This window comes from Burkholderiales bacterium (assembly GCA_035518095.1).
In the GTDB taxonomy this organism is placed as follows: Bacteria; Pseudomonadota; Gammaproteobacteria; order Burkholderiales; family JAHFRG01; genus JAHFRG01.
Genome location: DATIXX010000016.1, coordinates 40,736 through 52,728 on the forward strand (window position 1 = coordinate 40,736; position 11,993 = coordinate 52,728).

General features: G+C 53.8%; 11 protein-coding genes. All 11 read left to right on the plus strand.

Going from position 1 to position 11,993, the window contains the following annotated elements:
• The first annotated feature begins 5 nt into the window (after positions 1 to 5).
• A complete protein-coding gene (gene sdhC, locus VLV32_03505) occupies positions 6 to 392 on the plus strand; it encodes a succinate dehydrogenase, cytochrome b556 subunit (GenBank protein HUL40959.1) in 387 nt (128 codons plus the stop codon).
• Positions 386 to 733, plus strand: a complete 348-nt coding sequence (sdhD, locus tag VLV32_03510; GenBank protein ID HUL40960.1) for a succinate dehydrogenase, hydrophobic membrane anchor protein — start codon at positions 386 to 388, stop codon at positions 731 to 733. Before sdhC ends, sdhD begins: the two co-directional genes overlap by 7 nt.
• The gene (gene sdhA / locus VLV32_03515) at positions 734 to 2,497 is read left to right on the plus strand and encodes a succinate dehydrogenase flavoprotein subunit (GenBank protein HUL40961.1); all 1,764 of its coding nucleotides are present in this window, start codon (positions 734 to 736) and stop codon (positions 2,495 to 2,497) included.
• Positions 2,498 to 2,505: 8 nt separating this feature from the next.
• Positions 2,506 to 3,201: a succinate dehydrogenase iron-sulfur subunit gene (locus VLV32_03520; protein ID HUL40962.1), complete on the plus strand. Its 696-nt coding sequence runs from the start codon at positions 2,506 to 2,508 to the stop codon at positions 3,199 to 3,201.
• Positions 3,198 to 3,431 (plus strand): succinate dehydrogenase assembly factor 2, encoded by a 234-nt coding sequence (locus VLV32_03525; GenBank protein ID HUL40963.1) that lies wholly within the window; start codon positions 3,198 to 3,200, stop codon positions 3,429 to 3,431. Before VLV32_03520 ends, VLV32_03525 begins: the two co-directional genes overlap by 4 nt.
• A gap of 63 nt (positions 3,432 to 3,494) precedes the next feature.
• Positions 3,495 to 4,796 carry a citrate synthase gene (gltA, locus tag VLV32_03530; protein HUL40964.1) on the plus strand — a complete coding sequence of 434 codons (1,302 nt, stop codon included), beginning with the start codon at positions 3,495 to 3,497 and terminating at the stop codon, positions 4,794 to 4,796.
• Positions 4,797 to 4,808: 12 nt separating this feature from the next.
• Complete coding sequence (locus VLV32_03535; GenBank protein HUL40965.1) at positions 4,809 to 7,655, plus strand: 2-oxoglutarate dehydrogenase E1 component; 2,847 nt, start codon at positions 4,809 to 4,811, stop codon at positions 7,653 to 7,655.
• Positions 7,656 to 7,712: 57 nt separating this feature from the next.
• The gene (odhB, locus tag VLV32_03540; GenBank protein HUL40966.1) at positions 7,713 to 8,906 is read left to right on the plus strand and encodes a 2-oxoglutarate dehydrogenase complex dihydrolipoyllysine-residue succinyltransferase; all 1,194 of its coding nucleotides are present in this window, start codon (positions 7,713 to 7,715) and stop codon (positions 8,904 to 8,906) included.
• A gap of 83 nt (positions 8,907 to 8,989) precedes the next feature.
• Positions 8,990 to 10,417, plus strand: coding sequence for a dihydrolipoyl dehydrogenase (lpdA, locus tag VLV32_03545; protein ID HUL40967.1), 1,428 nt, complete (start codon positions 8,990 to 8,992; stop codon positions 10,415 to 10,417).
• A 63-nt stretch (positions 10,418 to 10,480) separates the two neighbouring features.
• Positions 10,481 to 11,464, plus strand: a complete 984-nt coding sequence (locus tag VLV32_03550) for an oxidoreductase (protein ID HUL40968.1) — start codon at positions 10,481 to 10,483, stop codon at positions 11,462 to 11,464.
• 103 nt (positions 11,465 to 11,567) lie between these two features.
• Positions 11,568 to 11,993 (plus strand): acetyl-coenzyme A synthetase N-terminal domain-containing protein (locus VLV32_03555; protein HUL40969.1); only part of this gene is annotated, 426 nt, incomplete at its 3' end.

The window sequence follows — 11,993 nt, forward strand, 5'->3', positions numbered from 1 at the left end:
TATATATGTCATATAAATATGTAAAAAAGCCTCCCAAGTATCTTAACTTATTAAAAATTCGGCTGCCTCTGCCGGGCTTCGTGTCTATCCTGCATCGCTTAAGCGGTGCAGTGCTGTTTTTGTTTATTCCTTTTTTGTTATGGCCATTGCAGGCAAGTCTCGCTTCTGCCGAGAGTTATGCGAGTGTCAATGCGACTTTGAGCGGCCCTCTGGTGAAACTTGTTGTAGTCGGTTTGATATGGGCCTTCCTGCATCACTTCTTTGCCGGCATCCGTTATTTGGCGCTGGACATGCATCTGGGCGTTGAGCTTGGGGCCGCGCGTGCAAGCGGCACGGCGGTGCTGATCGCAAGCATTGCGTTAACGATTTTGATCGGGGTGCGACTATGGTAGAGCAGTCCGGAGTTAGCACGCATCATGGCTTTCGTGATTGGCTGTTGCAAAGGGTGAGCGCGGTGATAATGGTGACGTATACCCTGCTGGTTATCGCCATACTTGTTTTCCAGTCCCCACTGCAATACTCGGAGTGGAAAGAGCTGTTTAGCCATCAATGGATGCGTTTCGCGAGCTTTATATTCCTGCTAAGCCTGTTCATTCATGCTTGGATTGGCATGCATGACATCCTGATAGATTATGTCCATTGGATAGGCATCAGGCTTGGATTGCAGGCAGCTGTAATTTTTGTCCTCGCAGTTTACACCGTTTGGTCATTTCAAATTTTATGGGCCGCGTAAATGGCGCTCGCAAAAAGGACCTTTGATGCGGTTATCGTCGGAGGTGGCGGTTCGGGCCTGCGCGCCGCCTTGCAGCTTTCAGAAGCTGGCCTAAAGTGCGCGGTGCTGTCAAAAGTCTTCCCGACACGTTCCCATACGGTAGCGGCGCAAGGAGGTATTGGGGCGTCGCTGGGCAACATGGGAGAAGACAACTGGTTATGGCATATGTACGACACAGTCAAAGGCTCGGATTATCTTGGCGACCAGGACGCCATTGAATTCATGTGCCGCATGGCGCCAACCGTAGTTTATGAGCTCGAGCACTTCGGCATGCCCTTTGACCGTAATGAAGACGGCACCATTTATCAGCGTCCATTCGGGGGACACTCGAAAAATTTTGGCGAACGGCCGGTGCAAAGAATTTGCTGCGCAGCGGACCGAACCGGACACGCCATGCTACATACGCTTTACCAGCGCAATATGAAAGCGCAGACCCAGTTTTTTGTAGAGTGGATGGCGCTTGATCTGCTCCGGGATCAAGAAGGACACGTGCTCGGCGTCACTGCCCTGGAAATGGAAACCGGCCAAGTAATGATCCTGCAAGCACGCGCAACGTTGTTTGCCACGGGAGGGGCGGGTCGTGTTTACGCGGCGAGCACCAATGCTTTCATCAATACCGGCGATGGCTTGGGCATGGCAGCGCGCGCGGGCATCCCTCTGGAAGATATGGAATTCTGGCAATTCCATCCCACTGGAGTGGCCGGCGCCGGCGTTTTAATTACCGAAGCCGTACGCGGCGAGGGCGGATACCTGCTTAATAAAAACGGTGAGCGCTTCATGGAGCATTATGCGCCGAACATGAAGGACCTGGCCTCACGCGACGTAGTATCGCGTGCCGTAGCGACCGAAATCAAGGAGGGCCGGGGCGCCGGCGAAGACGGGGATTACATACTGTTGAAGCTCGATCATCTCGGCAAAGATGTAATTGAAAAACGCCTTCCGGGCATACGTGAAATCGCCAGGAAATTTGCCAATGTCGACCCGGTTAAAGAACCCATTCCGGTGGTGCCGACCTGCCATTACCAGATGGGCGGAATTCCCACTAATTATCACGGGCAAGTGGTGGTGCCGGAAGGCGAGAATCCTGAAGTGCCCGTACCCGGGTTCTATGCTGCAGGTGAGTGCGCGTGCTGCTCAATCCATGGCGCCAATCGACTTGGGGCAAATTCTCTCACCGATTTGCTCGTGTTTGGTAAAACAGCCGGTGACCACATGGTGAAATTCTTGAAGGAAAATTCCGGTCATAAGAACCTGCCAAAAGATGCCGGTGAAATGAGTATGGCTCGCCTGGATCGCCTGGATCGCCAGAAAAACGGAGAAACTGTGCACGCGGTTGCGGCAGATATGCGCAAAACCATGCAGGCGCATTGCGGCGTGTTTCGTTTTCCGGAAATGCTAGAGGAGGGCGTAAAGAAGATCAGTGAGATCGCGGAACGGGCGAAACGCACCGAAATCAAGGACAAAAGCAGGGTATTTAACACCGCGCGCATTGAAGCACTGGAGCTGGATAATCTGATTGACGTTGCGTTAGCGACCCTAGTTTCGGCCCAAGCGCGCAAGGAATCGCGCGGCGCGCATGATCGTGCCGATTTTCATAAACGGGACGACGGCAATTGGTTGAAGCACACCCTTTTTTACACGAACGGACGTCGCCTCGCTTACAAACCGGTTCATATGAAACCGTTGACAGTCGAAACATTTAAACCCAAACCGCGCGTCTATTAGGGACCAACATGCGATTTTCGATTTTTCGTTACGACCCGGATAAAGATGCAAGGCCCTACGTGCGGGACTACGAAATTGCGCTCGAAGCAACCGACCGGATGCTGCTCGACGCGCTGGAGCGAATCAAAACAATCGACGATTCGCTGAGTCTGCGCCGCTCCTGCCGCGAAGGCGTGTGCGGTTCGGACGCCATGAACATCAACGGCAAAAACGGGCTTGCCTGCATTACAAAGCTGGACGAGCTGAAAGAACCGGTGCAATTGCGGCCGCTTCCAGGATTGCCGGTAATCCGTGACCTAATTGTGGATTTAACCCAGTTCTTCACGCAATATCATTCAGTCAGGCCGTATCTCATTAATAACGACCCTGCGCCCGAAAAGGAGCGTTTGCAGTCGCCGCAGGAGCGGGAGGAACTGAACGGACTATATGAGTGTATACTTTGTGCCTGCTGCAGCACTTCCTGCCCGTCCTTCTGGTGGAATCCGGACAAGTTCGTCGGGCCGGCGGGACTCTTGCAGGCGTACCGATTCATCGCCGACAGTCGTGACCACGCGACCCGGGAACGACTGGACGATCTGAAAGACCCCTTTCGGTTGTTCCGCTGCCATACAATCATGAATTGTGTGGATTCGTGCCCCAAAGGATTAAACCCCACCCGGGCGATTGTTAAAATTAAGGAATTGATGCTTAAACAGGTTTTATGAATGAGATGAATAGACTGCGCTGGAACTGCCGACGCGGCATGCTGGAACTGGACTTGGTCTTGACGGGATTTCTGGAAAAGCAATACCCGCTGCTTACCAAACGGCAGGCCAAGATGTTCAAGGAATTGCTGAATTATCCGGATGCTGAGTTATGGGACATGATCTTGGCCAGAACCGAACCGGCGGAAAATGCCATGAAAGCTGTGTTGCAACTTATTCGCGCTAGCTGATAACGCCCGAATTGCGTAACGTGATGGCTATTAACGCAACCTGAAAAATCCTCGGAGAAATTCATGGACAAGCAACGTAAGGCGATTCTTTCCTTCACCGGTGGCGGGGAACCGGTCGAATTACCGGTGCTTCCCGGTTCGATAGGCCCGGAGGTTATCGATATTCGCGAACTGTACGCAAAGACGGGGATGTTTACCTATGACCCGGGATTTGTTTCGACGGCGTCCTGCATTTCATCGATTACTTACATCGACGGAGATAAGGGCGTACTGCTCTACCGCGGCTACCCGATCGAGCAGCTGGCACAGGAATGTGACTTCCTCGAAGTATGTTACCTGCTGCTTAATGGCGAACTGCCCAACGCAGCCCAGAAGAAGCATTTCGACGATCGAATCAAAGAACATACCATGGTGCACGAGCAGCTCGCGCGCTTTTACACCGGATTCCGTCGCGACGCACATCCCATGGCAGTGATGGTGGGGGTCGTGGGGGCACTCTCGGCGTTTTATCACGAGGCAATGGACTACAGCGACGCGGTGCATCGCGAAGTTTCCGCCCACCGGCTGATCGCCAAGGTCCCGACCATCATAGCCATGTGCTACAAGTACAACATCGGCCAGCCGTTCATGTATCCGCGCAATGCCCTCAACTACGTGGAAAATTTCTTCCACATGATGTTTTCTACGCCTGCCGGAGAAAACAAGATTAATCCGGTGCTGGTGCGTGCGCTTGACCGCATCCTGATTTTGCACGCCGACCACGAGCAGAATGCCTCGACGTCCACCGTGCGCCTCGCAGGTTCATCCGGGGCCAATCCGTTCGCATGTATATCCGCTGGAATTGCCTGCCTGTGGGGACCGGCGCACGGCGGCGCCAACGAAGCCTGTCTCAATATGCTGGAACATATCGGCGATACTTCGCGCATCCCGGAATTCATTAAGCGCGCAAAGGACAAGAACGACAATTTCAAGTTGGTAGGCTTTGGCCACCGCGTGTACAAGAATTACGACCCGCGCGCCAAGCTCATGCGCGAGACATGCCATGATGTTTTGAACGAACTGGGTTTGCAGAATGACCGGCTGTTTAAGCTGGCGCTCGAGCTCGAACGTATTGCCCTTCAGGACGATTATTTTATCAGTAAGAAGCTTTACCCCAATGTGGATTACTATTCGGGCATCGTGCAGCGCGCGTTAGGCATTCCGGTCAGTATGTTCACCGCGATCTTCGCCATGGCGCGTACCGTGGGCTGGTTCGCGCAATGGAAGGAGATGATCAGCGACCCCGAATACCGGATCGGGCGGCCGCGTCAGCTCTATAACGGCGCGTTAAAACGTGATGTCGTGCCGATTAAGCACCGCAAATAGGCGAGGTTTAACATGATGCAGAAATTGCTGAGCAATTCCTATCTTTACGGCGCCAACGCCCCGTTTATCGAAGAGCTGTACGAAGCGTACTTACGAAACCCGAATTCGGTTGGCACCGCCTGGCGCGAATATTTTGACCAGGTCAAAGGAACGGCTGAAGAGGTGTCTCACAGCTTGATCCGCCAGAACTTTGTCGAATTGACCAAACGTCACGGCAATGGCCATGCCACAATTACAGCCGCAACGGACATCGCTGCCGCGGTAAAAAAACAGGTTTCAGTACTTCAATTAATTAATGCCTATCGCTTTCTCGGGGCACGCCATGCAGATCTTGATCCTTTGAAGCGTCAGGAAAAACCGTACGTGCAGGAGCTGGATCCGGCGCATTACGGATTGACCGATGCCGATATGGACACGCTGTTCAATACCGGCTCGCTGGTGGGACCCGACCAGCTGACGCTGCGCGAAATTCTCAAGGCGGTCAAGCAAACCTATTGCGGGAGCGTTGGCGCGGAATATATGTATATCACCGACGTCCAGCAAAAGCGCTGGATACAGAACCGACTGGAAGGAGCACGTGCCAAACCCAACTTCGTCCCAGACTACAAGCGTTACATTCTGGAGCGACTGACCGCGGCCGAAATTCTGGAGAAGTATCTGCACACGCGTTATGTGGGGCAAAAGCGCTTTTCCCTTGAGGGGGGCGACAGTTTGATTCCGCTGCTCGATTTTCTGGTCCAGCATGCAGGCAAACTGGGTGTACAGGAAACAGTGATCGGCATGGCGCACCGCGGGCGGCTCAACGTTCTGGTCAACACGCTGGGCAAAATACCCAAAGACCTGTTTCTCGAATTTGAAGGCAAACACTCCGCCGAATTGCCGGCCGGCGATGTCAAATATCATCAGGGTTTCTCGTCCGACATCATGACAGCGGGCGGTCCCATGCACCTGACCCTGGCATTCAACCCGTCTCATCTTGAAATCGTCAATCCGGTTGTGGAGGGATCGGTGCGAGCGCGCCAGCATCGGCGCAAAGATCGGGAAGGCAAGCAGGTGCTGCCGATACTTTTGCATGGCGATGCCGCGTTCGCCGGTCAAGGCGTAATCATGGAGACGTTGAACCTTTCGCAAACCCGGGGCTACGGCACCGGTGGCACGATACATGTTATCGTCAACAATCAAATCGGCTTTACTACGTCCGATCCGCGCGATACGCGTTCCACGCTGTATTGCACCGACGTTTCAAAAATGGTCGAGGCGCCGGTTTTTCATGTCAACGCGGACGACCCCGAGGCGCTTTTGTTTGCCGGTGAAATAGCACTGGATTTTCGCATGCAGTTTAAAAAGGATGTGGTCATCGATATGGTTTGCTTCCGGCGTCTTGGGCACAATGAGCAGGACGAGCCGCTGGTGACCCAGCCGCTGATGTACAAAAAAATTGCCAAACACCCCGGCACGCGCAAAGTTTACGCAGACAAGCTACAGGCGGAAGGCGTGATCAAGCCGAACCAGGCCGATGAGATGATCAACAGCTATCGCAGTTCGTTGGATGCCGGGGAGCAGACAAATAAATCCGTTCTTTCCAATTACAAGCCGGTGCATACGGTTAATTGGGCGCCGTTCAAAGGTACCAAGTGGACCGATCCCACGCCGACTAATGTGCCACTGGAAAGATTGCGGCAGCTTGCAACCAGGCTTACAAGCGTTCCGTCTAATTTCAAGCTGCATTCGCGGGTTGAAAAAATTATAGCGGAGCGCAGGCTCATGGGCGAGGGAAAACTACCGCTGGATTGGGGTATGGCGGAGACCTTGGCTTACGCCAGCTTGCTTGAGCAGGGTTATCCGGTGCGGCTTTCCGGCCAGGACTCCGGACGCGGAACATTTTTTCATCGGCATGCCGTGCTGCATGACCAGAACCGGGAGCGCTGGGATGATGGCACGTACATTCCCTTACAGCATATATCGGACGCGCAGTCAGACTTTTTGGCGATTGATTCTCTGCTGTCGGAAGAAGCCGTCTTGGGGTTCGAATACGGTTACGCTACAGCTGAGCCTAACGAACTCGTGATCTGGGAGGCGCAGTTCGGCGATTTTGCCAATGGAGCGCAAGTGGTAATTGACCAGTTCATCGCTTCCGGCGAAGTGAAGTGGGGTCGCATCTGCGGTCTGGTGATGTTTCTGCCGCATAGTTACGAAGGGCAGGGCCCGGAACATTCTTCCGCGAGGCTCGAGCGCTACATGCAACTTTGCGCAGACTACAATATGCAGATCTGCATGCCGACAACGCCGGCGCAGATGTTCCACATGCTGCGCCGGCAGATGCTGCGCCCGCTGCGCAAGCCGTTGATCGTAATGACCCCCAAGAGTTTGTTGCGACACAAGGAATCGGTCTCTACGCTGGAAGAACTGGCGCAAGGCGGTTTCCAGCCCATCATTGCGGATGTCGAGAAACCTGATCCGGGCAAAGTCAGACGCATCGTTTTCTGCAGTGGCAAGGTCTATTACGAACTGACGGCCTACCGGCGCGAACATAGCATCAAGGACATCGCTGTGATTCGCATCGAACAGCTTTATCCATTTCCTCATCACGAATTTAAGACCGAAATCGACCGCTATCCGTACACCAAAGAAATTATCTGGGCGCAGGAAGAACCGGGCAATCAAGGCGCCTGGCACCGAATACAGCACTATCTCTTGCGCCATATGCGCGCGGACCAGAAGCTTTCCTATGCGCTGCGGCCTTCATCGGCGACACCCGCGGCGGGTTATCTGTCTTTGCACAATCGCCAGCAGAAAGAATTGGTGGCCGCGGCATTCCGAGAAAAACTGGCTGTAGACAACGGCAGAGCGCAGCATTGATTTAACCGCCCGTTAACAATACGTTTACTGCTAGCGCCCACAACAAAAATTGGAGTGATGATGTTGGTAGAGGTAAAAGTTCCGGTCTTGTCCGAATCTGTTGCTGAAGCGACCTTGTTGTCGTGGCACAAAAAGCAGGGTGAATTTGTGCACAGGGATGAAAACCTGATAGACATCGAGACCGACAAGGTGATTCTGGAACTCCCGGCGCCCAGTTCCGGGGTGCTCGCTAAGATAATCAAGAATGAAGGGGCAACAGTGGCGAGCAACGAAGTCATTGCCACCATTGATTCCAGTGCCAAGCCGAGCGTCGCGGCGGAACCGCAGGCGGAAGCCCAGCCGCAAGCGGAGACGACAAAGGAACCGCTATTGATGCCGGCGGCCCGGAAACGGGTTGCGGACAACAAGCTCGACGCAACCCGAATCACCGGTACCGGACGCGGCGGACGGATTACCAAGGCTGACGTAATCTCGCACCAGGAAGCCCTGCAACAAGCCGCGCCAAATATACCGGAACACGGTCCGGTCAATTTGCCAGGTGTGCCCGGAGATCGTGTTGATCAACGTGTGCCGATGACACGGCTGCGCGCGCGCATCGCCGAGCGTTTGCTGGAATCGCAGCACGCGGCCGCGATTTTGACCACTTTCAACGAAGTCAATATGCAGCCGGTAGTTGAACTGCGTAACCGCTACAAAGAGAAATTCGAAAAGGAGCATGGCATTAAGCTGGGTTTCATGTCATTTTTCGTCAAGGCGGCGGTTGCAGCCCTTAAAAAATTTCCGATTGTCAACGCATCGATAGACGGAAATGATATTGTTTACCACGGCTATTTTGATATCGGTATCGCCGTGAGCTCTCCGCGAGGCCTGGTCGTGCCTATCGTTCGCAATGCGGATCAGCTCTCGCTCGCTGAAATCGAAAAACAGATCAGCGAGTTCGGCGCCCGGGCTCAGGAAGGAAAGCTCAGCATCGAAGAACTGACCGGCGGTACGTTCTCGATCTCTAACGGAGGCATATTCGGCTCGATGCTCTCGACGCCAATCATCAATCCGCCGCAAAGTGCGATCCTCGGAATTCATGCGACCAAGGAACGGCCTGTGGTGGAAAGTGGCCAGATTGTGATAAGACCCATGAATTATCTGGCGCTGTCCTATGACCACCGGATCATCGATGGGCGCGAGGCGGTACTATCCCTGGTAGCGATTAAGGAAGCGCTTGAGGATCCGGCCCGTTTACTTTTAGAGGTTTGACGTCTACTGTTGAGTCTTAACGCGGGATCGATGTTGGGTGTATTTCACGCCGTTGGTTCTCTGCGTTCTGAGCGGAATGAATAATGGCCAGATCATTCGACGTGGCGATCATCGGCGCTGGGCCTGGCGGATATGTCGCCGCAATTCGCTGCGGGCAGCTCGGTCTCAACACTGTTTGTATCGACGATTGGAAAAATGAAAAAGGCAAGCCCAGTCTTGGTGGAACCTGCCTGAACGTCGGTTGTATCCCGTCCAAAGCCTTGCTTGAATCTTCTGAAAACTACCAGCGCGCGCGGCACAAGTTTTTTGAACACGGAGTGAACGTTCATGGTGTTGACATCGATGTGGGCGTGATGCAGGCACGCAAAAACAAAATCGTAGAAAGTTTCACGGGCGGCATTGATCTGCTGTTCAAGAAAAACAAAGTCATATCAATGCATGGCAAAGGCCGCTTTGTTTCAGCGAATGAAACATATCGAATTGAAATATCGGATGACGGCAAGTCTGAAAACGTGGAAGCCAGGCATGTAATCGTTGCGACCGGCTCATTACCAAGGCAGCTACCCGGCGCTCCGCTGGACCGGAAATTGGTCGTGGATAGTGTAGGTGCACTCGCGTTTACCGAAGTGCCAAGGCGCCTCGGCGTGATAGGCGCAGGCGTGATCGGCTTGGAATTGGGCAGCGTGTGGCGGCGTTTGGGGTCAGAGGTCACCCTACTTGAAGCGTTGCCGGATTTTTTACCGGTGGCGGACGAGCAAGTCGCCAAGGAAGCGCAGAAGATCTTTACCAAACAGGGTTTAGACATTCGCACAGGCGCTACCGTTACTTTGGCAAAAGCCGGTAAAAAACGGGTTACGGTTGAATACGAAGACAACAAGGGCGCTCAACAAGCGCTTGAATGCGACAAATTAATAGTCGCCATCGGCAGGTTTCCAAATACCGCCGCACTGGGTGCCGAAACCGTGGGACTGAGATTGGATAGCCGGGGCTATATAGAAGTGGACGCCTGTTGCCGCAGCAATTTGCCGAATGTGTTTGCGATCGGCGATGTGGTGCGCGGACCGATGCTCGCTCACAAGGCATCGGAGGAGGGCGTGATGGCCGCCGAAATTATTGCGGGTCAGGCGGGCCAAGTCAATCTCGAAGCGATTCCCTGGGTCATTTATACTTCTCCAGAAATCGCCTGGGTGGGCGAGACCGAGCAGCAACTGAAGAACGCCGGAGTCGCATATCACGCAGGCCAGTTTCCTTTTTTGGCAAACGGGCGTGCACGCAGCTTGGGGGAAACCTCGGGCTTCGTGAAAATCCTGGCAGACGCTAAGACGGACCGCATCGTGGGTGTGCACATCATCGGGCCGTACGCTTCGGAAATGATTGCGGAAGCGGTTGTCGCGCTTGAATTTTCAGCAAGCAGCGAAGACATTGCGCGCATCGTGCATGCCCATCCTTCGCTTTCCGAAGTGTTTCACGAAGCCGCACTGGGTGTAACTAAGCGCGCGCTGCACATCTAGTCCGCGGTTCCGCATCCCCAATTCGATATTCAATTCATGCACAACGATTAATGGGATTTTTCCATGCAAAATTTCAAGGCCTACAGGATTTTCTCCGAGGACGGCACGGTAGCAGGTCGTCTCGTCCAGACCAACTTAGACGAATTGGATGCGGGCGAGGTTGTACTCAAGGCGGCCTATTCAAGTGTCAATTACAAGGACGCTTTGGCGGCAACCGGTACCGGAAAAGTTATTCGCCGCTTTCCCTGCATCGGCGGAATAGACGTGTCAGGCACGGTGGTATCCTCGGCTAATCCGCGGTTTAACAAAGGTGATGAGGTCATCGTCACCAGTTACGATATGGGTGTGTCGCACGACGGAGGCTATGCAGAATATGTACGTGTGCCGGCCACTTGGGCGGTACCGCTGCCAAAAGGCCTAAGTTTGTTCGACGCAATGGCGATCGGCACAGCCGGGTACACTGCTGCCTTGGCGATTCACATTATGGAGCAGAACGATCTTAAGCCCGCCAACGGCAATGTCGTGGTTACGGGCGCTACCGGCGGAGTGGCAAGTATCGGAATCGATATCCTAGCTAAGCTCGGCTATCGAGTGGTTGCCATTACCGGCAAGGATGGAGAGCACGATTATCTAAAGAAGCTCGGCGCAGCCGAAGTGCAATCGCGTAACAAGCTGCAAATGGGCACACGCCCATTGGAAAAGCCGCTGTGGGCGGGCGCACTCGATTCCATCGGGGGCGAGCAGTTGGCATGGCTCATTCGCACCATGCAGCCAAACGGCGTTGTCGGCAGTTTTGGCAACGCCGGCGGCGTGGAACTGCATACTACCGTTCTGCCATTTATTCTGCGCGGAATACGCTTACTGGGTGTGGATTCGGCGTATACGGCGATGCCGCTTCGCCGCGCCGTCTGGACTCGGTTGGCAGGGGATTTACGCCCCAGGCATCTTGCAGAAATTGCCCAAACGGTCACGCTGGATCAACTGCCCCCGGTATTCGAAAAAATGCTCAAAGCGCAAGCCCGCGGCCGGACGGTTGTAAAAATATAATAATGCATATATATCAATTATTAATAGTGATGTGTTAAACTCACTTCTAGAAATGTATTTTCCCGTCAAGTGGCGAAGCGGCTAATATTCCAGGAGGTGGCAAATGCAACAAACCTACCAACAGTTCTATCGACGTTCAATTGACGACCCCAATTCATTTTGGAGCGAGCAATCCAGGCTCATCGACTGGCATAAACCTTTCAGCGCCGTCCTGGATTACAGCCGACCGCCGTTTGCAAAATGGTTTGTCGGCGGGCTGACCAATCTTTGCTATAACGCGGTAGACCGTCACGTGGCTGGACGCGGGAACCAGAACGCGCTGGTGTGGATTTCGACTGAGCTTAACCAGGAAAAAACGTATAGCTTCAGCGAGATGCAGAAGGAGGTCGAGCGCGCGGCAAGCATGATGCAGTCGCTCGGGGTTAAAAAAGGCGACCGCGTGATTATTTATATGCCGATGGTGCCGGAAGCAGCATTTGTCATGTTGGCCTGCGCGCGCATCGGAGCAATTCATTCTGTGGTATTCGGT